The following is a 21,094-nucleotide window of genomic DNA, read 5'->3' as shown; positions in this document are numbered from 1 at the left end:
CACACTATGCGCTTCACCACAGGAGTACCGCCATGAGCGAGCACGACGAGATCGACGGCAACGACGAAGAAGCCTTCACCGAGGCTACCCTCACCCAGGCCATCGAGAACCAGATCGAAAGCGGCGAACCCGCGGCGGCCAAGGCCACCTTCAACAAGCTGACCCTGGTCGGCTACGAGCGCGAGGACATCCTCAATCTCATGGCCCATGTGCTGGCCATCGAAATCGACGCCATGCTCGACGAAGACCGTCCGTTCAACACCGAATGGTATGAAACCGCCCTGCGGGCCCTGCCGGAGCTGCCACCTGAGGCGGATCAAGGCGACATCGAATAAGCCTGACTACACTCCTGACTTCCATCCTTGTCTCGAAGTCAGGAGTTGCCCATGCCTTTTACCCCCGAACTGATCGCCGAACTGGAAGTCCTTTCTCAGTTCAACCTGGATAACCACCAGGAAGGCATCAAGGTTAGCAGCGACGCCTCCCCCGCCCTGGTCGCCGCTGCCAAGCGCTTGCATGACAAAGGGCTCACCGACCAACCCGATGGCGGTTACCTCACCAGCCTTGGTAACGATGCTGCTGAGAGCGTCCGGCTTTTGCTGACCATCCTCAAATCAAAATCCGCCCAGCCGGCCTGAACCCCTGCTCCCGCTCCTGCAGCTCGGCAGACCTGCAGGAGCGGGCTTACCGTCGATGGCTTGCACGGGCGCTGCAAATCTGACGTCAAAAACCCAGCAACCCCTTATCCGAGCGCCCCACTCAGGCTAAACTCGCCAGTGCTCCCCCGGCCTGCCTGAGTGCGCAATGTACCACCCCCATGAAATCCGCCCCGATCTCGACCAAGGCATCGACCGCAAGGAGCTGTCCAAGCTGCGCGCGCGCTTCCTGAAGATCAACCAGGGCCGCCTGGCACGGGCCATGGAAGGGCTGTCCACGCGCCAGCAACTGGTCCTCACCCTGTTGCCGCTGTTCTTCCACGTCAATCACCCGCTGTTGCCGGGCTATGTGTCGGGCACCACCCCCGCCGGCGTATCCGGCTTCGAGCCCGACAGCGACCTGCTGGCCGAGGCCCAGCGCCTGACCCGCTCGTTCACCTACAAACCGCGCCACGGCAAGCCGCAGCAACCAATCCACGGCCTGTTCCTGATGGGCAGCCTGGGCACCCTGGCTCAGGCCGAGCAGAGTGACATGGACCTTTGGGTCTGCCACGCCCCCGACCTGGACGAGCAGGCCCTGGCCGACCTGCGCCGCAAATGCCAGCTGCTCGAAGCCTGGGCCGCCAGCCAGGGCGCCGAGGCGCACCTGTTCCTGATCGAGCCACGCGGCTTCGTCCGGGGCGAGCGCGACAGCCAGCTCAGCTCCGACGACTGCGGCACCACCCAGCACTACCTGCTGCTCGACGAGTTCTACCGCACCGCCATCTGGCTGGCCGGGCGTACGCCGCTGTGGTGGCTGGTGCCGGTGTACCAGGAGCATAACTACCGCGACTTTACCCAGACCCTGCTGGCCAAGCGCTTCATCCGCATCACCGACGCCCTGGACCTCGGCAACCTGGCGCACATACCGCCTGGCGAGTATGTCGGTGCCGGGCTGTGGCAGCTGTTCAAGGGCATCGACTCGCCCTACAAATCGCTGCTCAAGCTGCTGCTCACCGAGGCCTACGCCAGCGAACACCCGCAGGTGCGCTGCCTGAGCCTGGACTACAAGCAGGCCGTGTTCGCCAACCAGCTGGACCTGGACGAGCTCGACCCCTACGTCATGGTCTACCGGCGCATCGAACGCTACCTGCTTCAGCGTGGCGAATCGGCGCGCCTGGAGCTGGTGCGGCGCAGCCTGTACCTGAAAGTGAACAAGAAGCTAAGCGACCTGGGCCGCACCCGCAGCGGCGGCTGGCAGCGCCAGCTGCTCGGGCGCCTGACCGAGGAATGGGGCTGGGACGAGCGCCAGCTGGCGTTGCTCGACAGCCGCAGCCAGTGGAAAGTGCGCCAGGTGGCGGTCGAGCGCCGCGAGCTGGTGGCCGAGCTGAACCACAGCTACCGCTTCCTGACCCAGTTCGCCCGCCAGCAGAACGCCAACAGCCGCGCCGACCAGCGCGACCTCAACGTCCTCGGCCGGCGCCTGTACGCCGCCTTCGAGCGACGGGCCGGCAAGATCGAGGTGATCAACCCGGGCATCGCCCCGGACCTGGCCGAAGACACCCTGACCCTGGTGCACTCGCCCAACCGCAAGGAGCCGGGCACCCACCACTGGGGCCTGTACAACGGCAACCTCGGCGTGCACGAGTGGGAGCACTTCAGCCCGATCAAGCGCTGCCGCGAACTGCTCGAGCTGCTCACCTGGGCCCATCGCAACGGCGTGATCGACAGCGGCACACGCCTGGCCCTGCACCCTGGCGCCAGCGACCTGAGCGAGTTCGAGCTGTTCAACCTGATCGGCAGCCTGCAACAGAGCATCCCCCTGCCCCTGGAAACGGTCAGCGAGGTGCGCCTGCTGCAACCGAGCGTGGCCGACGAGATCCTGCTGCTGGTGAATGTCGGGGTCGATCCGCTGCGCCATCACCGCGACCTGAACATCCTGATGACCACCGAGCGCACCGACTCGCTGAGCTACGCCGGGGTGCGCGAGAACCTGGTGCTGACCCTCGACCAGATCACCCTCAACAGCTGGAACGAGGTCCTGGTGCAGCGCTACGATGGCGAGCATGCGCTGGTGCGCTGCCTGCGCGACTTCCTCAACAGCCTGGGCCTGCGCAGCCACCGCCCGCGGGTGCGGGTGCGCTGCTACTGCCACAACCGCGCCCAGGCTATCAGCCAACGGGTCGAGGACATCTTCGACACCGTGCAGCTGCTGCTCGACCAGGGCCTGAATCACCGCTACCTGCTGCAGGTGGCCCAGCACACCCACATCCTCGACCTGCAGCCCGGGCAGATCACCCTGGCCAGCCTCGCCGACCACGACGCGGTGCTGGCGGCCCTCGGCGAGGAGCGCAGCCGCTACAGCCCGCTGCACCTGGACGCCCATGCCCTGCAGGACCATGACCTGCCGCTGGTCCTGGCCCAGGGCCGCCCCGGCTGTATCCAGGTGTTCTACCGGCTGTTCGAAGGCTGGGCCGACCTGTATGTGCTCGACGAGCACAACGCGCTCTGGCAGCAACGGCTGCCGCTGCAGGACGAGCAGCACCTGCTGCTGCCGCTGCAACGCTTCCTGCAATCGATGCTGATGCGCCGCGATGCCCAACTGCCCCTGGACAGCCTGCCGCTGGCGTCGCTGGATATCCTCTACTACCAGTTGCTGCCATCCGGCCTCGGCAAGGCACGCAGCCTGGAGCCGCGACAGACGCCAATGGACAGCCAGAACCAGGCCTACTACGAGGTCCAGGCGATCCTCCAGGCGGGTACCGGCGACGGGGTGCATGTCACGCTCTACTGCGACCAGCAGGAGTTTTCCGAACTGGAGCATGGCGACCAGCTGTATGCCGTGGTCGCCCGGCAGATCCTGGGCCAGCGGCGCAGCAGCGGCCGTTACCGCTGCTACATCACCGACCTCGACCTGTCCGAGCTGCTGGAGGACGAGCAGGGGTCCACCAGCCTGTACCTGCGCTACAAGCGCGAGCTGGAGCAGGCGCTCAACGATGGGCTGGAACAGTTGCAGGCGCGGCTGGAGCCCTGACTCTCTCGGCGTTGACGGGCCGCTCCTACAGGGGAATGCGCAGTATCAGAGATCGAAATCCCCTGCCGCCTCCGGCTGGTACTCGACCGCCAGCAGCTCCAGCTTGAGGGTCTTGCCGCCCGGCGCCGGCCAGTCGATCTGGTCGCCCACCGACAGGCCGAGCAGGGCGCAGCCGATCGGCGCAAGAATCGATACGTTGCCCTCGGGGCCGGCATCCTTCGGGTACACCAGGGTCAGGTGGTAATCCTTGCCGCTGGCACTCTCTCGGCAGTGCACCCGCGAATTCATGGTCACCACGCCGGCCGGCACCTCTTCATGCCCGACCACCTGCTCGGCACGGTCCAGCTCGTCCTGCAGGGCGAGCACACCTGGGGTGCTTTCATCGAGGTCGTCGAGCAGGCGCTCGAGACGCTGCACGTCCAAGCGGGTGAGGATGAGGGAAGGCTTGGTGCTCATGATCCAGTCAGACTCCTTTGAACAGGCAATTTTCAACAGGCAGATAAAGCAAAACCCCGCCCAAGGGCGGGGTTTGCAAAATACTGTGGCGTCATCGACGCAGACCCTGACACTACCACAGCGGGGCAAATACTCAAGCCCACACCTTCGTTGTGCCTATGCCGGTGCTCGCGATTTCAGGGCCAGCGCCTCGCGGCAGATCTGCCGGCGCCGCTCGTCATCGGCCGAGCGCCACTCGCGGATATGCTCGACATGGCGGTGACAGCCGGTGCAGACCTTGTGCTCATCCAGCCGACATATGCTGATACAAGGTGATGGCACCGCCGGGCTCACGTTGCTGTAGAGCGGCTTGGGTGGCCGGGGCAGGTCGCTCATCTCAGATCTCGTCAAAGTCCAGCTTCTCGCCGGCGCGTTCCCAGACGATGCGCTCGAGCATCTCGCCCAGCAGTTCTTCGCTCTTCTCACAGACCCATTTGCCGCTCTCTTCGTCGTAGTCGAAGTGGAAGCCGCCGGACTTGTCCGCCAGCCACAGCTGGCGCAGCGGCTCCTGGCGGCTGAAGATCAGCTGGCTGCCGTTGTCGAACTTGACGGTGAGAACGCCGGCGGAGTTCTCCATGTCCAGGTCCATGCCGCTTTCATCGAACAGGTCTTCCAGGGCCTGTTGGGTCGCATCGACCAGGTCGTGGAAACGCGCTTCGCTCAAACTCATTGCAGGGACCTCGAAAAATGGCTGTACACACGCAAGCCGGGCACGATAAGGGCGAACGCCTCAAGCTACAAGCTAATCGCGGTAAGAAAAAGCCGCATGTCCTTCGGTCGCCCATGCCCGCCGAGCGGGGCTGACCCTTGCATAGGCAATCAGGTGGGCGCTCGGTATACTCGGGCGCAATACTGCATATTTCCAAGGATTTCACCCATGAAACGCCTGATTTCCTCCCTCGCGGCGCTGGTCGCGGTTGCCTGCCTCGTTTCGGCCTGCGGTCAGAAAGGCCCCCTGTACCTGCCTGAAGACGGCAAGGACGGCAAAGGCCCGCGCAAATCGCACCAGCATGCCAAGCCTGTCCAGCCGCAACCGGTGCTGGTGCAGCCGCAAGAGCAGCCAGAAGAGTCGCCCGCGCAGTAAGGAAATCCCATGGACGCATTCAACTACCGCGGCGGCGAGCTGTTCGCGGAAGGGGTGGCCCTGACGGCGATCGCCGAACGCTTCGGCACGCCCACCTACGTGTACTCGCGCGCCCATATCGAGGCCCAGTACCGCAGCTATACCGACGCCCTGCAAGGGGTCGAGCACTTGGTCTGCTTCGCGGTCAAGGCCAACTCCAACCTGGGCGTGCTGAACCTGCTGGCGCGCCTCGGCGCAGGCTTCGACATCGTCTCCGGCGGTGAGCTGGAGCGCGTCCTGGCCGCCGGCGGGCGCGCCGATCGCGTGGTGTTCTCCGGGGTCGGCAAGACCCGTGACGACATGCGCCGCGCTCTGGAAGTGGGCGTGCACTGCTTCAACGTCGAGTCCACCGACGAGCTCGAGCGCCTCCAGGTCGTTGCCGCCGAAATGGGCAAGACGGCCCCGGTTTCGCTACGCGTGAACCCGGACGTCGACGCCGGCACCCATCCGTACATTTCCACCGGTCTCAAAGAGAACAAGTTCGGCATCGCCATCGCCGACGCCGAGGCTATCTACGTGCGTGCCGCGCAGTTGCCGAACCTGGATGTGGTCGGCGTCGACTGCCACATCGGCTCGCAACTGACCACCGTCGAGCCCTTCCTCGACGCCCTCGACCGCCTGCTGGTGCTGGTCGACCGCCTGGCCGAGTGCGGCGTCCACCTGCGCCACCTGGACCTCGGCGGCGGTGTCGGCGTGCGCTACCGCGACGAGCAACCACCGCTGCTGGCCGACTACATCGCCGCCATTCGCGAGCGCGTCGGCGAGCGCGACCTGGCCCTGGTGTTCGAGCCGGGCCGCTACATCGTCGCCAACGGCGGCGTGCTGCTGACCCGCGTGGAATACCTCAAGCACACCGAGCACAAGGATTTCGCCATCATCGATGCGGCCATGAACGACCTGATCCGTCCCGCCTTGTACCAGGCCTGGATGGACGTCAGCGCGGTCAAGCCCCGCGAAGGTGAAGGCCGGGCCTACGACCTGGTCGGCCCGATCTGCGAAACCGGCGACTTCCTGGGCAAGGACCGCGTGCTGGACCTGGCCGAGGGCGACCTGCTGGCCGTCCGCTCGGCGGGCGCCTATGGTTTCGTCATGAGCTCCAACTACAACACCCGTGGCCGTTGCGCCGAAGTGCTGGTCGATGGCGACCTGGCCTTCGAAGTGCGTCGCCGCGAGACCGTCGCCGAATTGTTCGCCGGCGAAAGCCTGCTGCCGGAGTGAGCCCATGCTGCTGCGTTTCACCAAGATGCACGGGCTGGGCAACGACTTCATGGTCCTCGACCTGGTCAGCCAGCACGCGCACATCCAACCCAAGCACGCCAAGCAATGGGGCGACCGCAACACCGGTATCGGCTTCGACCAACTGCTGATCGTCGAGGCGCCGAATAACCCGGATGTGGATTTCCGCTACCGGATCTTCAATGCCGACGGCTCCGAAGTCGAGCAGTGCGGCAACGGCGCGCGCTGCTTCGCTCGCTTCGTATTGGACAAGCGCCTGACGGCCAAGAAGCGCATTCGCGTCGAGACCAAGGGCGGCATCATCGAGCTCGATGTGCGCAACGACGGCCAGATCTGCGTCGACATGGGGCCGCCACGCTTCGCCCCGGCCGAGATCCCGTTCATCGCCGACGAGCAGGCCATCAGCTATGCGCTGGAAGTCGATGGCCAGGTGCACCAGATCGCCGCGGTGTCCATGGGCAACCCGCATTCGGTACTGCGCGTCGACGACGTGCGCAGTGCGCCGGTCCATGAGCTGGGCCCGAAGATCGAGCATCACCCGCGCTTCCCGCAGCGGGTCAATGCCGGCTTCATCCAGGTGGTCGACCGCCACCGCGCCAACCTGCGGGTATGGGAGCGTGGCGCCGGCGAGACCCAGGCCTGCGGTACCGGCGCCTGCGCCGCGGCCGTGGCGGCGATCAGCCAGGGCTGGATGGACTCGCCGGTGACCATCGACCTGCCGGGCGGCCGCCTGAGCATCGAGTGGGCCGGCCCCGGCAAGCCGGTGCTGATGACCGGCCCCGCCGTCCGCGTGTTCGAAGGACAAGTTCGTCTCTAAGCGAGTATCCGCCATGACCGATCAGCCTAACGTTGCATCCCCGCAGGCCCGAGAGCTCGATGCCGAAGCGGTGGTCGCCTACCTGCGCGCCCACCCGACCTTCTTCGCCGAGCACGACGAGCTGCTGCTCGAACAGCGCATCCCCCATCAGCGCGGCGACAGCGTGTCGCTGGTGGAGCGCCAGCTCAAGCTGCTGCGCGACCGCAACATCGAGATGCGCCATCGCCTGTCGCAGTTGATGGACGTGGCCCGTGACAACGACCGGCTGTTCGACAAGACCCGCCGGCTGATCCTCGACCTGCTCGACGCCGGTACCCTCGAAGAGGTGGTGATGGCGGTCGAGGACAGCCTGCGCCAGGAATTCCAGGTGCCCTTCGTCAGCCTGATCCTGTTCGGCGAGAACGCCGCGCCCGTGGGCCGCTGGGTCTCCGGGGCCGAGGCACAGCAGGCCATCGGCGGGCTGATCGGCGGCGGCAAGACCATCAGCGGCAGCCTGCGCGAGCATGAACTGGCCTTCCTGTTCGGCGATGCCCAGCACAAGGAAGTCGGTTCCAGCGCCGTGGCCACCCTTGAGTACCAGGGCCTGCACGGCGTGCTGGCGATCGGCAGCCGCGACCCGCAGCACTACAAGAGCAGCGTCGGCACCCTGTTCCTCAGCTACATCGCCGAAGTGCTTGGCCGCGTGGTGCCGCGCTTCACCCAGACGCTGCGCTCGGTACGCTGATGGAACGCCAGCTGGAGGCTTATTGCGCTCACCTGCGCAACGAGCGCCAGGTGTCCGAGCACACCCTGCTGGCCTACCGCCGCGACCTCGAGAAAGTCATCGAATTCTGCAACACCCAGGGCATCGCCGGCTGGAGCGCCCTGCAGGTCCAGCAGTTGCGCCAGCTGGTCGCCCGTCAGCACCATCACGGCCAGTCCTCGCGCAGCCTGGCGCGCTTGCTCTCGGCGGTGCGCGGCCTGTACCGCTACCTCAACCGCGAAGGCCATTGCCAGCACGATCCGGCCAACGGCCTGGCGCCGCCCAAGGGTGAACGGCGCCTGCCCAAGGTGCTGGACACCGACCGTGCCCTGCAACTGCTCGATGGCGGCGTCGACGACGAGTTCATTGCCCGTCGCGACCAGGCGATCCTCGAACTGTTCTACTCGTCCGGCCTGCGCCTGTCGGAGCTGACCGGGCTCGACCTCGAACACCTGGACCTGGCCGCCGGGCTGGTACAGGTGCACGGCAAGGGCGGCAAGAGCCGCGTGCTGCCGGTCGGCCGCAAGGCCCGCGAGGCGATGCAGGCGTGGCTCAAGCTGCGCGGCATCGCCGGCCCGCGGGACGGCGCGGTGTTCCTCAGTCGCCAGGGCAAGCGCCTCGGCCCCCGCGCCATCCAGCTGCGGGTCAAGGCCGCCGGCGAGCGCGAGCTCGGCCAGCACCTGCACCCGCACATGCTTCGCCATTCCTTCGCCAGCCACCTGCTGGAATCGTCCCAGGACCTGCGCGCGGTGCAGGAGATGCTCGGCCACGCCGACATCAGCACCACGCAGATCTACACCCACCTGGACTTCCAGCACCTGGCTGCGGTGTACGACAGCGCCCACCCTCGGGCCAAACGCAGCAAGGACACGGACTCATGAGCATCAAGCTGATCACCTTCGACCTGGACGACACCCTCTGGGACACCGCGCCGGTCATCGCCAGCGCCGAAGTCGTCCTGCGCGACTGGCTCGAAGCCAACGCGCCGATCCTCGGCGGCGTGCCGGTCGAGCACCTGTTCGCCATCCGCGAGCGCCTGGTGCAGGCCGAACCGGGCCTCAAACACCGCATCAGCGCCCTGCGCCGACGGGTGCTGTTCCACGCCCTGGAAGAGGTCGGCTACAGCGAGCAGCACGCCCAGGAGCTGGCCAACGAGGGCTTCGAGGTGTTCCTGCATGCCCGGCACCAGGTCGAGGTGTTCCCCGAGGTGCAGCCGGTGCTGGAGATCCTGCGCCATCACTACACCCTCGGCGTGGTCACCAACGGCAATGCCGACGTGCGCAGGCTCGGCCTGGCGGACTACTTCCGCTTCGCGCTGTGCGCGGAGGACCTAGGGATAGGCAAGCCGGACCCGGCACCGTTCCTCGAAGCGCTGAAGCGCGGTGAGGTGGACGCAGGGGCGGCGGTGCACGTCGGCGACCATCCGGGTGACGACATCGCCGGCGCCCAGCGCGCCGGGCTGCGGGCGGTATGGTTCAACCCGCAGCACAAGCCCTGGAGCGGCGAACAGGCGCCGGATGCGGAGATTCAGCGGCTGTCGCAGTTGCCCGACGTGCTGTCGCGCTGGCGCTGACTGGCTTCACATTCCCCATCCCACATCTTCAGGCAATGCTCCTACAGAGACCGTGCCAACCTGACAGGCACAAAAAAGCCCGCAGCGACGGCGGGCTTTTTTGCGTTCAGCCACTCAGATAGGGCGGCTGCCGTACTTGTTGTCCGGCTTCTTGGGCGGATCGGCGACCACGTTGGCCTCCACTTCCTGCACCTTGCCACCGCGCGACAGGAACTCTTCCATCGCCTTGGCCAGCGCATCGCGCTCTTTCTGCTTGGCTTCCATGCTCGGCATCTCGTCTACCGAGACCGCCGCCTTGGACTTGCCCTTGGCCGCAGGAGCCGGGCTGCTGTCATCGTCGCCGGCGTCTTCCGCGCCGTCGTCAGCGGCCGCTTCAAGGCCGTCATCAGCCTCGTCTTCGTCGCCTACTTCGAGGTCATCATTTTCCAGATCGTCGTCGCTCATGTTCTACCTCATGACTTGCGAAAAGCAGGTTAGTTATAGACCGGTGCAGCCGTAGACCGGCAGCCACCAGTGAAAATTCAACTGGCCGTGGATTGGCCACTGCCCTGGGTGTCCACCCCCTCATGGGGGGCCCGGCACCCTGCAGGCCCTGCTCCTGGCAAGGCCTGACAAAATTGTTTGAGCCCTTGCTGGCCACAGGCTATTGGCAAGCCTAGCAAAGGGTAGCGAAGTGTGTGGACTACTCGTCCAGCTTCCTTCGGCGCGCATTCTAGCGCGCTCGCAGAAAAAGCAAAGCACCAGAAACACCCGATGGCTTGTAAGTTTTAACCCCGGGTCGCGATCAGCGCAGGGAAACCGTTTGCCCCAGGCCAAACGGTAAATTACAGGCAAAAAAATGCCCGGCGAACCGGGCAAGTTTTCCAGCATCGCGGTTACAGGTTGTAGCCGCGCTCGTTGTGTTGAGCCAGGTCGAGACCGACCGACTCTTCTTCTTCGCTAACCCGCAGGCCCATCACCAGGTCGAGGACCTTGAGGATCACGTAGGTGACGATGGCGGTGTAGACCACGGTGAAGATCACGCCCTTGGCCTGGATCCAGAACTGCGCGGCGATGTCGGTGACCGCGCCGAAGCCGCCCAGGGCAGGTGCCGCGAACACGCCGGTGAGCAGTGCACCGATGATGCCGCCGATGCCGTGCACGCCGAAGGCGTCCAGGGAGTCGTCATAGCCCAGCTTGCGCTTGAGGCTGGTGGCGCAGAAGTAGCAGACCACGCCGGACACCAGGCCGATCACAAGGGCGCCCATCGGCCCGACAGTGCCGGCGGCCGGGGTGATGGCGACCAGGCCGGCGACCACGCCCGAGGCAATGCCCAGTGCGCTTGGCTTGCCGTGGAAGATCCACTCGGCGAACATCCAGCCCAGGGCGGCGGCGGCGGTGGCGATCTGGGTCACCAGCATGGCCATGCCGGCGGTACCGTTGGCCGCGGCGGCGGAACCTGCGTTGAAGCCGAACCAGCCGATCCACAGCATGGCCGCGCCCATCAGGGTGTAGCCCAGGTTGTGGGGGGCCATCGGCGTGGTCGGGTAGCCCTTGCGCTTGCCCAGCACCAGGCAGCAGACCAGGCCGGCGATACCGGCGTTGATGTGCACCACGGTGCCGCCGGCGAAGTCCAGCACGCCCCAGTCCCACATCAGCGCGCCGTCACCGCTCCAGACCATGTGCGCGATCGGCGCATAGACCAGGGTGAACCACACGCCCATGAAGATCAGCATTGCCGAGAACTTCATGCGCTCGGCGAAGGCACCGACGATCAGCGCCGGGGTGATGATGGCGAAGGTCATCTGGAAGGTGATGAACACCGCCTCGGGGAACAGCGCGGTGGCCGAGGTCAGGCCCGACGGCGTGACGCCGTTGAGGAAGGCCTTGGAGAAGCCACCGATGAAGGAATTGAAGTTGAGCACGCCCTTTTCCATACCAGCGGTATCGAAAGCCAGGCTGTAGCCGTAGATGACCCACAGGATGCTGATCAACCCAGTGATGGCGAAACACTGCATCATCACCGACAGCACGTTCTTCGAGCGCACCATGCCGCCGTAGAACAGGGCCAGGCCCGGGATGGTCATGAACAGGACCAGTGCCGTCGAGGTGAGCATCCAGGCGGTGTCGCCGGAGTTCAGCACGGGGGCGGCAGTTTCCTCGGCCAGGGCCAGCCCTGGCATTACGAGGGACAATAGGGCTCCTAGCCCTGCGATCTTGCGCAGAGTCATGTTGTTTTCTCCTGGGGCGTTGGGTTTGGTGAGGCTTGGTTTGGCGCTTAGATCGCGTCGGTATCGGTCTCGCCGGTACGGATGCGGATCGCCTGCTCCAGATTGACCACGAAGATCTTGCCGTCGCCGATCTTGCCGGTGTTGGCCGCCTTGGTGATGGCTTCGATCACCCGATCGAGGTCCTTGTCGTCGATGGCGACATCGATCTTCACCTTGGGCAGGAAATCGACCACATATTCAGCGCCGCGATACAGCTCGGTGTGACCCTTCTGCCGGCCGAAGCCTTTGACTTCGGTCACGGTGATGCCCTGCACGCCGATTTCCGACAGCGACTCGCGCACGTCGTCCAGCTTGAACGGCTTGATGATGGCAGTGACTAGCTTCATGAAACTCTCTCCCGATTTGGTGGACTTGCCCCAGGAAAACAAACCCGTCTCAAGTCTAAGCGCAGCGCCTGGCTTTGTAACGCGTCGTCGGCTCCATCCTCCCCGCCGACGCACGATCCGGCTGTGACGAAGAACCTTCCGGCTCCGCCTGCGCACTGCCTGGTCACAAGGGACTGCATCAGTGCATGGCTCGCTCAGGTCTTTGCAGAAACCTTGCCAGTTAGCGTAAGTCACGGGAAAACAGGTAGTTGCGTGAACCGGCAGGGATTGGCCAATCGCCAGCAAGGAAAAAGCGCACAAAATCGGTGCGCGACCTTTGGCCGCCCTGCGCGAAAAGCGTGCAGCGCAAGTGGCCCGGAGCCCCGTGCTACACTGCTGCCCTTTCAGTGATCAGCGGATACCAGACATGCTCGCGCCCAAAGCCTTCCTCGATGCCCTGAGCGACCAGGCCTCGCGCCTGTTCAGCGGTGACACCGCCGCGCCCCGCGCCGAACTGGAAAGCCAGTTCAAGGTGCTGATGCAGGGTGCCTTCAGCAAGCTCGACCTGGTCAGCCGCGAGGAGTTCGACAGCCAGATGGTGGTGCTGGCCCGCACCCGCGCCCGCCTGGAGGCCCTGGAAAAGCAGGTTGCCGAGCTGGAAGCACGGATGGCGCCGCCCGCCGCAGACTAACAATCGATACAGGGAGTGTTAGCCATGAAAGTCAGTGCCCGGAATGTCTTTGAAGGTTCGGTCAGCGACATCAAGCCAGGCGCGGTGAATGCCGAGGTCGAACTGACCCTGGGCGGCGGCGAGAAGCTGGTCGCGGTGGTCACCATGGCCAGCCTGCACAACCTCAACATCAACGTCGGCAAGCAGGCCGTGGCGCTGGTCAAGGCCTCGCACATCATCCTGGGCGCCAAGCCTTGATCGAATGCCCGCTTCTGCCTTGACCAGGCAGGAGCGGGCTTGCCCTGCGATAACACTTGCGCAGAGGTATTGCATTAATTCCCCGCCCAGCAGATGAAACATATTTAAGTTACGCCTTCCCGGTTGACTTCCCCGCTATGCTTTGCATAAAGTTCACCCGCCCCGAAAAGCGGGCCTTTATTTCAACTCACGAAGAATTCAATGGACACAGTATCTAGTCGCTGTCTGGCAGCCTTTGGCCGCCAGGCACTTGAACCGGAACTCCGGGCCCGCCCCTAGGTCGGGCAAGCCGCGCCAGAGCCTGCTGCTCCGCCGTAGCTTGCCGCCCCGGGTGCCCGCCCGGTCGGAGGCAAGCTCATGAACCTCGATATCGCCACCCCTCGCCTGCGCACCTGTGTGCCCAAGGCCCCGCACCGTCCTGTCCTCGGCTGGGGCCTGTCCTCGTCCCTGGAACCGCCCAGTCGATAGCGCGCCCGTTACTGCCTTCAGTGACGCGCGCGATGCTGTCCGTTAGCTGAACTGACGCCATATAAATCGTCAGAAACGTCCGAACTTTAAATAATTAAAGTTTGTTGGCGTTCTATTGCCCGCCATTTAGCAAAGGAATTAACCGACCATGGAATCAGCCAGTCGAAAGTTCGCTGCCGATCTAATTTCCGGCATTCGCCAGCGAACAGGTAAACGTCGGAAAAACCACGTTTTTCATTGTTTGAATCATTGCGACACGGGACACGTTCACTCACCTTCCCTACCGTGAGTCGACTGTGTGTCGTGCCGCCTCCTGCGGCAGGAGCACAGCCAAATGACCGTAAAAGACCGCAACACCCGCAGCAAAGCCGGCGACGATGCCCGCCTGTCGATGCGCGCCGCCCGCGAGGCACGCAACGGCCTGGCCGTGACCCTGGCCAACCTCGACGCCAGCGAGCTGGGCCTGACCGAGCACGAAGCCGCCAAGCGCCTGCAGCGCGACGGCGCCAACCAGGTTGCCCATGACAAGCCGCAACCGGCCCTGGTGCAACTGCTCAAGGCCCTGCACAACCCCTTCATCTACGTGCTGCTCACCCTCGCCGGCATCAGCTTCGTCACCGACTACTGGCTGCCGGTACGCGCAGGCGACCTGGAAGAAGCGGACCTGACCAAGGTCATCATCATCATGACCATGGTCAGCCTCAGCAGCCTGCTGCGCTTCTGGCAGGAGTACCGCTCGGGCAAGGCCGCCGATGCGCTCAAGGCCATGGTCCGCACCACCGCCACCGTGCTGCGCCGCGAGCGCCACGACCAGCCGGCGCGCCTGCGCGAAGTGCCGATGAACGAACTGGTGGCCGGCGATATCGTGCAACTGGCCGCCGGCGACATGATCCCCGCCGATATCCGCCTGATCGAGTCCCGCGACCTGTTCATCAGCCAGGCCGTGCTGACTGGCGAAGCGCTGCCGGTGGAGAAGTACGACACCCTCGGTCACGTCGCGCAGAAGTCCGCAGCCGACAGCGCCAACGATGAAAGCGGCCTGCTGGATCTGCCCAACATCAGCTTCATGGGCACCAACGTGGTCAGCGGCCGCGCCCGCGCCGTGGTGGTGGCCACCGGCACGCGCACCTACTTCGGTTCGCTGGCCAAGGCCATCGTCGGCTCGCGCAGCCAGACCGCCTTCGACCGCGGGGTGAACAGCGTCAGCCGCCTGTTGATCCGCTTCATGCTGGTGATGGTGCCAGTGGTGTTCATGCTCAACGGCGTGGTCAAGGGCGACTGGAGCGACGCCTTCCTGTTCGCCCTGGCCGTGGCCGTGGGCCTGACCCCGGAAATGCTGCCGATGATCGTCAGCGCCAACCTGGCCAAGGGCGCCGTGGCCATGGCCCGGCGCAAGGTGGTGGTCAAGCGCCTGAACGCCATCCAGAACTTCGGTTCAATGGACGTGCTGTGCACCGACAAGACCGGCACCCTGACCCAGGACCGCATCATCCTCGAGCACCACGTCGACCCCAGCGGCCACAAGGACCCGCGCCTGCTGGAACTGGCCTGGCTCAACAGCCACCACCAGAGCGGCGTGAAGAACCTGATGGACCAGGCCGTGCTGCGTTTTGCCGGCGCAGACCAAGGCTTCCAGCCACCCTATGCCTACGCCAAGGTCGACGAGCTACCCTTCGACTTCATCCGCCGGCGCCTGTCGGTTATCGTCCAGGATGCCCTGGGCGATCATTTGCTGGTGAGCAAGGGCGCCGTCGAGGAAATGCTGGCCATCGCCACCCATGTCGAGGAAGGCGGCCAGCGGGTCGCCCTGGATGCCGGGCGGCGCCAGCAGTTGCTGGCCACCGCCAGCGCCTACTACCAAGACGGTTTTCGCGTGCTGCTGGTCGGCACCCGCGACATTCCGGCCGCCGCCGGCAAGCCCCAGTACCACACCGATGACGAGCGCGAGCTGGTGATCCGCGGCTTCCTGACCTTCCTCGATCCGCCCAAGGAAACCGCCGGCCCGGCCATCGCCGCCCTGCGCGAGATGGGGGTGAAGGTCAAGGTGCTGACCGGCGACAACCCGGTGGTCACCTGCAAGGTCTGCCGCGAAGTGGGCCTGGAACCCGGCCAGCCGCTGCTCGGCCAGGACATCGAGCGCCTGGACGACACCCAGCTCAAGGCGCTGGTCGAAGAGCGCACGGTGTTCGCCAAGCTCACTCCGTTGCAGAAATCGCGGGTGCTCAAGGCGCTGCAGGCCAACGGCCACACCGTGGGCTTCCTCGGCGACGGCATCAACGACGCCCCGGCGCTGCGCGATGCCGACGTGGGCATCTCGGTGGACAGCGGCACCGACATTGCCAAGGAGTCGGCCGACATCATCCTTCTGGAAAAGAGCCTGATGGTGCTGGAAGAAGGCGTGCTCAAGGGCCGCGAAACCTTCGGCAACATCATGAAGTACCTGTGCATGACCGCCAGCTCCAACTTCGGCAACGTGTTCTCGGTGCTGGTGGCCAGCGCGTTCATCCCGTTCATGCCGATGCTGGCGATCCACCTGCTGCTGCAGAACCTGATGTACGACTTCTCCCAGCTGTCGCTACCGTGGGATCGCATGGACAAGGAATTCCTGCGTGAGCCACGCAAGTGGGATGCCCGCAACATCGGTCGTTTCATGCTGTGGATCGGCCCCACTTCGTCGATTTTCGACATCACCACCTTTGCCCTGATGTGGTACGTGTTCGCCGCCAACAGCCTAGAGATGCAGGCGCTGTTCCAGTCCGGCTGGTTCATCGAGGGGTTGCTGTCGCAAACGCTGGTTGTGCACATGCTGCGCACCCGCAAGGTGCCGTTCTTCCAGAGCACCGCGGCGCTGCCGGTGATCCTGGCCACCGGCCTGGTCATGTGCCTGGGCATCTACATCCCGTTCTCGCCGCTGGGGGCGATGGTCGGGCTGGTGCCACTGCCGTGGGAATACTTCCCGTGGCTGGCCGCCACCCTGCTGGGCTACTGCCTGGTGGCCCAGGGCATGAAGACCCTGTACATCCGCCGCTTCGGCCAGTGGTTCTGAGGGGGTGAGCATGCGCGTACTGATCTGCGCGGGGCGCAACTACGCCGACAGCCAACGCTGCCGCCAGGCGCTGGACGCCCTCCAGCGCCAGCAACCGATCCGGGTGCTGATCCACGGCGGTAGCCAGCACCTGGGCGGCGAGATCGAAGGCTGGGCCCGGGAACAGGGCGCCGACATCGTGCGCTATCCGCCCAACTGGCAGCTGCACGGCAAGCTGGCCGAGCGTCTGCGCAACGTCTTCATGCTGCGCGACAGCCGGCCCGACCTGGTGCTGGCGCTGCCGGGCGGGGACGACACCGAGGAACTGCTGGCACGGGCGCGGGGTTCGGGGATTCCAGTGATCTGCGGCAGGCAGCCTCGGGCGGCAGGCGCCCACAGTACTGAGTGCCAGGCCGGACAAAACTCGACGCACTCTTCTCGTCCACCTGCCCAGGAGCACCACTAAGCTTTGCCAGGCCGCAGGCTGCGGCTTTCACGCGAACCTGGAGTGCCAACCCCAACCGAAACTCCCGTCGCGCAACCCGGCGGGAGGCCTCCAGTGTTCAAGATCCAGACCACCGAACAATTCCGGGCCGACTTTCGGTTGCAACTAAGCAGGGGCCCAGACCTTGCCGCCTTCAAGGATGTTGTCCGCCACCTGGAAAAGCAGCTCCCGCTGCCGCCCAGGCATTGTGATGGTCAGCTGGTAGGGGCGCCCGGTCGCTGGTGCTGCCTCGTCAGTTACGACTGGTGGTTAATCTACCAATGCGACATCAGAGCCGGCGCCATCACCTTGGAACAGACCGGCCCACACAGCTACCTGTTCGAATAGACCCTTGGCTCAAATACCCAGGTCCTTGAACAACGCCTCGGCGTTGTCATGCGTCTGCACGGTACGCTCACGGTCTTGGGCTTCCATTACCTGGCGGGCTCGCTCGTTTAGCGACAAAGCCTTCACTTCGAACGGCAGCGTTTTGGTCTGTACGACCTGGACCAGCATCATGCGGATGGCCTGGGAAACGGTGATGCCCATTTCCTCCAGGATTTTTGTCGCATTGGTCTTCAGTTCGCTATCGATGCGCGTGCGAACGACTTCGGTATGGGCCATGAGATCCCCCTTAAAGCACTTTGTAGCTACATTGTGATCACATTCTAGACCTTAGCCTCGCCCTGTCCAGATACAACAGTCAGAAAGGCGGGCTGACCGGAAAAACCTCGACGCACTCTTCTCGTCCACCTGCCCAAGCGCACCACTAAGCTTTGCCAAGCCGCAGGACGCGGCCATCACCTGCAAACACGGAGTGCCCATGTCCCTCGCCCTCGTCCACAGCCGCGCCCAGGTGGGCGTGCAGGCCCCCGCCGTCAGCGTCGAAACCCACCTGGCCAACGGCCTGCCCACGCTTACCCTGGTCGGCCTGCCGGAAACCACGGTCAAGGAGAGCAAGGACCGGGTACGCAGCGCCATCGTCAACTCCGGCCTGGACTACCCGGCCCGGCGCATCACCCAGAGCCTCGCCCCCGCCGACCTGCCCAAGGACGGAGGCCGCTACGACCTGGCCATCGCCCTGGGCATCCTCGCCGCCAATGGCCAGGTGCCGGTGGCCACCCTCGACGATATCGAATGCCTGGGTGAGCTGGCCCTGTCGGGCGCCTTGCGCCCGGTGCAAGGCGTGCTGCCCGCCGCATTGGCGGCCCGGGATGCGGGTCGGGCACTGGTGGTGCCACGGGAGAATGCCGAGGAGGCCAGCCTGGCCAGCGGCCTGGTGGTGTATGCGATGGGGCACCTGCGCGAGCTGGTGGCCCACCTGAACGGCCAGCCCGCGCTGTCTCCCTACGCGGCCAATGGCCTGCTGCTGGAGCAACGCCCCTATCCGGACCTCAGCGAAGTCCAGGGCCAGATCGCGGCCAAGCGCGCCCTGCTGGTAGCCGCGGCCGGTGCGCACAACCTGTTGTTCACAGGTCCCCCGGGCACTGGCAAGACCTTGCTTGCCAGTCGTCTGCCCGGGCTGCTGCCGCCGCTGGACGAGCGCGAGGCACTGGAGGTGGCGGCGATCCGCTCGGTCAGCGGCCACGCCCCGCTCGATAGCTGGCCACAGCGGCCGTTCCGCCATCCGCACCATTCGGCCTCAGGTCCGGCGCTGGTCGGCGGCGGCAGCCGGCCGCAACCCGGCGAGATCACCCTGGCGCACCATGGCGTGCTGTTTCTCGACGAGCTGCCCGAGTTCGAACGGCGCGTGCTGGAGGTGCTGCGCGAACCGCTGGAGTCCGGCGAGATCGTGGTGGCCCGGGCCAAGGACCGGGTGCGCTTCCCGGCGCGCTTCCAGCTGGTGGCGGCCATGAACCCCTGCCCCTGTGGCTACCTGGGCGACCCCACCGGCCGCTGCCGGTGCAGCAGCGAGCAGGTCCAGCGCTACCGCAACAAGCTGTCCGGCCCGCTGCTCGACCGTATCGACCTGCACCTGACGGTAGCCCGGGAAAGTACCGTACTGACCCACCAGCCCAGTGGCGAGACCAGCGCCAGCGTTGGCCAGAGAGTGGCCGAGGCACGGGCGCTGCAGCAGCGCCGGCAGGGCTGCGCCAACGCCTTCCTCGACCTCAAGGGGCTGCGTCGGCATTGCCCGCTGGAGCCGGTTGACCAGGCCTGGCTGGAGCAGGCCTGCGAACGGCTGACACTGTCGTTGCGGGCGGCGCACCGGCTGCTGAAGGTCGCCCGCACGCTGGCGGACCTGGAGGGCGCGCAATCCATCGCCAGGGCACACCTGGCGGAAGCGTTGCAGTACCGACCCGGCACTTGATGTTGCCCCCTGAGAAAGCGGCCTTGCCGAGGCGTAGGGCCGGTCGGAAAAGGGCGCGCAGCGGCCTCAGATTCCGAGCCACCATCGAAATTGCTGGGGCTGCTGCGCAGCCCTTTCGCGACGCAAGGCCGCTCCCACAGGGGGACAAATTCCCTGCGCGACAGCGCAGCCCGAAGGGCTGGGCGATCTCCTCCAGGAATTAGCCAAGACGCACTCAATCAGCGTCATAGCGGAAATATATTTTGCACGCTAAATATTAGCGCGCAATATTCACTTCAAGCAGCAAGCAGTCGCCACCCCCACTCAGCAGAACCCGGAGAACGATCATGACCCTACGCAAAGCCTTCGCCCTTACCGTTACCACCCTGGCCCTCGGCACCAGCGCCGGCAGCTTCGCCAGCGAAGCCACCCCGTACCACTACGGCATGGATCTGGACATCGCCAAGGTCATCAGCATCGATGCACCCACCAGCGCCCAGGGCCAGGCCAGCACCGCCACCCTGACCTACCGCGACAGCAGCGGCCAGCTGCGCGCCGTGAGCTACGTGCAACCCACCGTCCTCGCCAACCAGAACTGAGCCACGGCTCGAACCCTAAAGGAGCTAGAACATGAAACTGTCCCGCACCCTGACCGCCGGCCTGCTGGCCCTCGCCGTGAACAGCGCCTTCGCCGCCGGCAGCCCTGGCGTCGAGCACACCACCCAGGGCTTCCTCGAGGCCCTGGCCACAGGTGGCGGCAAGCCGCTTGAAACCCTCACGCCCAAGGATGCCCGTGCGGTGTTGAGCGGTGCCCAGGCCGGGGTGAAGGTCGACCTGTCGGGGATCCGCGTCGAACGCCGGACCATCCAGGCCGACGGCCAGCCGCTGGAGATCCGCGTGGTGCGGCCCGAAGGCGCCAAGGGTGAACTGCCAGTGTTCATGTTCTTCCACGGCGGCGGCTGGGTGCTGGGCGACTACCCCACCCACGAACGCCTGATCCGTGACCTGGTGGTGGGCTCCGGTGCTGCGGCGGTCTACGTCGACTACACGCCCTCACCGGAAGCGAAGTTCCCCACCGCGATCAACCAGGCCTATGCCGCCACCCGCTGGGTCGCCCAGCACGGCAAGGAGATCGGCGTGGACGGCAGCCGCCTGGCGGTGGCCGGCAACAGCGTCGGCGGCAACATGGCCGCAGTGGTGGCGATCAAGGCCAAGGAGGCCGGCACGCCCAAGCTGCGCTTCCAGGCCCTGCTGTGGCCGGTGACCGACGCCAACTTCAACAACGGGTCGTATAACCAGTTCGCCGAAGGCCACTTCCTGACCCGCAACATGATGCAGTGGTTCTGGAACAACTACACCACCGACCCGCGCCAGCGCGACGATATCCACGCCTCGCCGCTGCGCGCCAGCCTCGAGCAGCTGAAAGGCCTGCCGCCGGCCCTGGTGCAGACCGCCGAGATGGACGTGCTGCGCGACGAAGGCGAAGCCTATGCCCGCAAGCTGGACGCCGCCGGGGTACCGGTGACCGCCGTGCGCTACAACGGCCTGATCCATGACTACGGCCTGCTCAATGTACTGAGCACCGTGCCCAGTGTGCGCAGTGCCATGGACCAGGCGGCGCAGGCGCTGAAAGACCATCTGCAGTAAGCAGTTGATCGCGGGGCAAGCC

At 65.3% G+C, this 21,094-nt stretch carries 23 protein-coding genes and 1 pseudogene; 17 read left to right on the top strand and 7 right to left on the bottom strand.

The genetic code is table 11. The features are described 5' to 3' along the window. The first annotated feature begins 32 nt into the window (after positions 1 to 32). The 3 genes from AC25MA_RS10490 (at position 33) to AC25MA_RS10480 (ending at position 3,669) form a co-directional block, all read left to right on the top strand. A complete protein-coding gene (locus tag AC25MA_RS10490; protein ID WP_028688611.1) occupies positions 33 to 335 on the top strand; it encodes a hypothetical protein in 303 nt (100 codons plus the stop codon). A 51-nt stretch (positions 336 to 386) separates the two neighbouring features. Continuing rightward, positions 387 to 638 (top strand): TIGR02647 family protein, encoded by a 252-nt coding sequence (locus AC25MA_RS10485; protein ID WP_028688612.1) that lies wholly within the window; start codon positions 387 to 389, stop codon positions 636 to 638. A gap of 166 nt (positions 639 to 804) precedes the next feature. After that, complete coding sequence (locus tag AC25MA_RS10480; RefSeq protein ID WP_062359925.1) at positions 805 to 3,669, top strand: class I adenylate cyclase; 2,865 nt, start codon at positions 805 to 807, stop codon at positions 3,667 to 3,669. Positions 3,670 to 3,714: 45 nt separating this feature from the next. Here the strand turns inward: AC25MA_RS10480 and rnk are convergent, their stop codons facing one another. The 3 genes from rnk to cyaY form a co-directional block, all read right to left on the bottom strand. After that, the gene (gene rnk, locus AC25MA_RS10475) at positions 3,715 to 4,125 is read right to left on the bottom strand and encodes a nucleoside diphosphate kinase regulator (RefSeq protein ID WP_028688614.1); all 411 of its coding nucleotides are present in this window, start codon (positions 4,123 to 4,125) and stop codon (positions 3,715 to 3,717) included. A gap of 156 nt (positions 4,126 to 4,281) precedes the next feature. After that, positions 4,282 to 4,500, bottom strand: a complete 219-nt coding sequence (locus AC25MA_RS10470; RefSeq protein WP_028688615.1) for a DUF1289 domain-containing protein — start codon at positions 4,498 to 4,500, stop codon at positions 4,282 to 4,284. Between the two features lies 1 nt (position 4,501). Beyond that, complete coding sequence (cyaY, locus tag AC25MA_RS10465; RefSeq protein ID WP_028688616.1) at positions 4,502 to 4,834, bottom strand: iron donor protein CyaY; 333 nt, start codon at positions 4,832 to 4,834, stop codon at positions 4,502 to 4,504. 207 nt (positions 4,835 to 5,041) lie between these two features. On the opposite strand from cyaY, the gene lptM reads away from it, so the two are divergent. Genes lptM through AC25MA_RS10435 form a run of 6 tightly spaced genes read left to right on the top strand, consistent with a single transcriptional unit; the run spans position 5,042 to position 9,655 of the window. Beyond that, the gene (gene lptM / locus AC25MA_RS10460) at positions 5,042 to 5,248 is read left to right on the top strand and encodes an LPS translocon maturation chaperone LptM (RefSeq protein ID WP_050703271.1); all 207 of its coding nucleotides are present in this window, start codon (positions 5,042 to 5,044) and stop codon (positions 5,246 to 5,248) included. Positions 5,249 to 5,257: 9 nt separating this feature from the next. Beyond that, positions 5,258 to 6,505 carry a diaminopimelate decarboxylase gene (gene lysA / locus AC25MA_RS10455; protein ID WP_486971999.1) on the top strand — a complete coding sequence of 416 codons (1,248 nt, stop codon included), beginning with the start codon at positions 5,258 to 5,260 and terminating at the stop codon, positions 6,503 to 6,505. 4 nt (positions 6,506 to 6,509) lie between these two features. Beyond that, positions 6,510 to 7,340, top strand: coding sequence for a diaminopimelate epimerase (gene dapF, locus AC25MA_RS10450; RefSeq protein WP_028688618.1), 831 nt, complete (start codon positions 6,510 to 6,512; stop codon positions 7,338 to 7,340). Positions 7,341 to 7,353: 13 nt separating this feature from the next. Continuing rightward, on the top strand, positions 7,354 to 8,064 hold the full coding sequence (locus AC25MA_RS10445; protein ID WP_028688619.1) for a DUF484 family protein: 711 nt from the start codon (positions 7,354 to 7,356) through the stop codon (positions 8,062 to 8,064). Beyond that, positions 8,064 to 8,963 (top strand): tyrosine recombinase XerC, encoded by a 900-nt coding sequence (gene xerC / locus AC25MA_RS10440; protein ID WP_028688620.1) that lies wholly within the window; start codon positions 8,064 to 8,066, stop codon positions 8,961 to 8,963. The genes AC25MA_RS10445 and xerC overlap by 1 nt, the downstream gene beginning before the upstream one ends. After that, positions 8,960 to 9,655 (top strand): HAD family hydrolase, encoded by a 696-nt coding sequence (locus AC25MA_RS10435; protein WP_062359929.1) that lies wholly within the window; start codon positions 8,960 to 8,962, stop codon positions 9,653 to 9,655. Before xerC ends, AC25MA_RS10435 begins: the two co-directional genes overlap by 4 nt. Before the next feature lie 114 nt (positions 9,656 to 9,769). Here AC25MA_RS10435 and sutA read toward each other — a convergent pair whose 3' ends face one another. The 3 genes from sutA to glnK form a co-directional block, all read right to left on the bottom strand. Further along, entirely contained in the window at positions 9,770 to 10,099 is a 330-nt protein-coding gene (sutA, locus tag AC25MA_RS10430) for a transcriptional regulator SutA (RefSeq protein ID WP_023632536.1), read from the bottom strand. Between the two features lie 431 nt (positions 10,100 to 10,530). After that, positions 10,531 to 11,865: an ammonium transporter gene (locus tag AC25MA_RS10425; RefSeq protein WP_028688622.1), complete on the bottom strand. Its 1,335-nt coding sequence runs from the start codon at positions 11,863 to 11,865 to the stop codon at positions 10,531 to 10,533. 47 nt (positions 11,866 to 11,912) lie between these two features. After that, a complete protein-coding gene (gene glnK, locus AC25MA_RS10420) occupies positions 11,913 to 12,251 on the bottom strand; it encodes a P-II family nitrogen regulator (RefSeq protein WP_002555808.1) in 339 nt (112 codons plus the stop codon). Between the two features lie 406 nt (positions 12,252 to 12,657). On the opposite strand from glnK, the gene AC25MA_RS10415 reads away from it, so the two are divergent. The 5 genes and pseudogenes from AC25MA_RS10415 (at position 12,658) to AC25MA_RS10395 (ending at position 17,483) form a co-directional block, all read left to right on the top strand. Beyond that, positions 12,658 to 12,921, top strand: coding sequence for an accessory factor UbiK family protein (locus tag AC25MA_RS10415; RefSeq protein ID WP_028688623.1), 264 nt, complete (start codon positions 12,658 to 12,660; stop codon positions 12,919 to 12,921). 24 nt (positions 12,922 to 12,945) lie between these two features. After that, positions 12,946 to 13,143 (top strand): annotated as a pseudogene (locus tag AC25MA_RS10410) (TOBE domain-containing protein); the annotation flags it as partial. 817 nt (positions 13,144 to 13,960) lie between these two features. Beyond that, a complete protein-coding gene (gene mgtA / locus AC25MA_RS10405; RefSeq protein WP_486971998.1) occupies positions 13,961 to 16,672 on the top strand; it encodes a magnesium-translocating P-type ATPase in 2,712 nt (903 codons plus the stop codon). Between the two features lie 10 nt (positions 16,673 to 16,682). Continuing rightward, complete coding sequence (locus tag AC25MA_RS10400) at positions 16,683 to 17,117, top strand: DUF2493 domain-containing protein (protein WP_236179218.1); 435 nt, start codon at positions 16,683 to 16,685, stop codon at positions 17,115 to 17,117. Positions 17,118 to 17,210: 93 nt separating this feature from the next. Further along, positions 17,211 to 17,483 carry a type II toxin-antitoxin system RelE/ParE family toxin gene (locus tag AC25MA_RS10395; RefSeq protein ID WP_062359937.1) on the top strand — a complete coding sequence of 91 codons (273 nt, stop codon included), beginning with the start codon at positions 17,211 to 17,213 and terminating at the stop codon, positions 17,481 to 17,483. Between the two features lie 9 nt (positions 17,484 to 17,492). Here AC25MA_RS10395 and AC25MA_RS10390 read toward each other — a convergent pair whose 3' ends face one another. Beyond that, positions 17,493 to 17,759, bottom strand: coding sequence for a type II toxin-antitoxin system RelB/DinJ family antitoxin (locus AC25MA_RS10390; protein WP_062359938.1), 267 nt, complete (start codon positions 17,757 to 17,759; stop codon positions 17,493 to 17,495). Positions 17,760 to 17,958: 199 nt separating this feature from the next. Here AC25MA_RS10390 and AC25MA_RS10385 point away from each other — a divergent pair, with 199 nt between their 5' ends. From AC25MA_RS10385 to AC25MA_RS10375, 3 genes are all read left to right on the top strand, one after another. Next, the gene (locus AC25MA_RS10385) at positions 17,959 to 19,446 is read left to right on the top strand and encodes a YifB family Mg chelatase-like AAA ATPase (protein WP_028688629.1); all 1,488 of its coding nucleotides are present in this window, start codon (positions 17,959 to 17,961) and stop codon (positions 19,444 to 19,446) included. Positions 19,447 to 19,772: 326 nt separating this feature from the next. Then, on the top strand, positions 19,773 to 20,024 hold the full coding sequence (locus AC25MA_RS10380; RefSeq protein WP_028688630.1) for a DUF2790 domain-containing protein: 252 nt from the start codon (positions 19,773 to 19,775) through the stop codon (positions 20,022 to 20,024). 31 nt (positions 20,025 to 20,055) lie between these two features. Further along, positions 20,056 to 21,072, top strand: coding sequence for an alpha/beta hydrolase (locus tag AC25MA_RS10375; protein ID WP_486971997.1), 1,017 nt, complete (start codon positions 20,056 to 20,058; stop codon positions 21,070 to 21,072). Positions 21,073 to 21,094: the final 22 nt, after the last annotated feature.

Source organism: Pseudomonas sp. P65(2024), from assembly GCF_057480955.1.
This window is presented reverse-complemented; position numbering and strand designations above follow the sequence as displayed.

Bases quoted from the DNA above. Each gene is read 5' to 3' on its own strand.
- AC25MA_RS10490 (WP_028688611.1), top strand. From the start codon at position 33: ATGAGCGAGCACGACGAGATCGACGGCAACGACGAAGAAGCCTTCACC.
- AC25MA_RS10485 (WP_028688612.1), top strand. From the start codon at position 387: ATGCCTTTTACCCCCGAACTGATCGCCGAACTGGAAGTCCTTTCTCAG.
- AC25MA_RS10480 (WP_062359925.1), top strand. From the start codon at position 805: ATGTACCACCCCCATGAAATCCGCCCCGATCTCGACCAAGGCATCGAC.
- rnk (WP_028688614.1), bottom strand. From the start codon at position 4,125: ATGAGCACCAAGCCTTCCCTCATCCTCACCCGCTTGGACGTGCAGCGT.
- AC25MA_RS10470 (WP_028688615.1), bottom strand. From the start codon at position 4,500: ATGAGCGACCTGCCCCGGCCACCCAAGCCGCTCTACAGCAACGTGAGC.
- cyaY (WP_028688616.1), bottom strand. From the start codon at position 4,834: ATGAGTTTGAGCGAAGCGCGTTTCCACGACCTGGTCGATGCGACCCAA.
- lptM (WP_050703271.1), top strand. From the start codon at position 5,042: ATGAAACGCCTGATTTCCTCCCTCGCGGCGCTGGTCGCGGTTGCCTGC.
- lysA (WP_486971999.1), top strand. From the start codon at position 5,258: ATGGACGCATTCAACTACCGCGGCGGCGAGCTGTTCGCGGAAGGGGTG.
- dapF (WP_028688618.1), top strand. From the start codon at position 6,510: ATGCTGCTGCGTTTCACCAAGATGCACGGGCTGGGCAACGACTTCATG.
- AC25MA_RS10445 (WP_028688619.1), top strand. From the start codon at position 7,354: ATGACCGATCAGCCTAACGTTGCATCCCCGCAGGCCCGAGAGCTCGAT.
- xerC (WP_028688620.1), top strand. From the start codon at position 8,064: ATGGAACGCCAGCTGGAGGCTTATTGCGCTCACCTGCGCAACGAGCGC.
- AC25MA_RS10435 (WP_062359929.1), top strand. From the start codon at position 8,960: ATGAGCATCAAGCTGATCACCTTCGACCTGGACGACACCCTCTGGGAC.
- sutA (WP_023632536.1), bottom strand. From the start codon at position 10,099: ATGAGCGACGACGATCTGGAAAATGATGACCTCGAAGTAGGCGACGAA.
- AC25MA_RS10425 (WP_028688622.1), bottom strand. From the start codon at position 11,865: ATGACTCTGCGCAAGATCGCAGGGCTAGGAGCCCTATTGTCCCTCGTA.
- glnK (WP_002555808.1), bottom strand. From the start codon at position 12,251: ATGAAGCTAGTCACTGCCATCATCAAGCCGTTCAAGCTGGACGACGTG.
- AC25MA_RS10415 (WP_028688623.1), top strand. From the start codon at position 12,658: ATGCTCGCGCCCAAAGCCTTCCTCGATGCCCTGAGCGACCAGGCCTCG.
- mgtA (WP_486971998.1), top strand. From the start codon at position 13,961: ATGACCGTAAAAGACCGCAACACCCGCAGCAAAGCCGGCGACGATGCC.
- AC25MA_RS10400 (WP_236179218.1), top strand. From the start codon at position 16,683: ATGCGCGTACTGATCTGCGCGGGGCGCAACTACGCCGACAGCCAACGC.
- AC25MA_RS10390 (WP_062359938.1), bottom strand. From the start codon at position 17,759: ATGGCCCATACCGAAGTCGTTCGCACGCGCATCGATAGCGAACTGAAG.
- AC25MA_RS10385 (WP_028688629.1), top strand. From the start codon at position 17,959: ATGTCCCTCGCCCTCGTCCACAGCCGCGCCCAGGTGGGCGTGCAGGCC.
- AC25MA_RS10380 (WP_028688630.1), top strand. From the start codon at position 19,773: ATGACCCTACGCAAAGCCTTCGCCCTTACCGTTACCACCCTGGCCCTC.
- AC25MA_RS10375 (WP_486971997.1), top strand. From the start codon at position 20,056: ATGAAACTGTCCCGCACCCTGACCGCCGGCCTGCTGGCCCTCGCCGTG.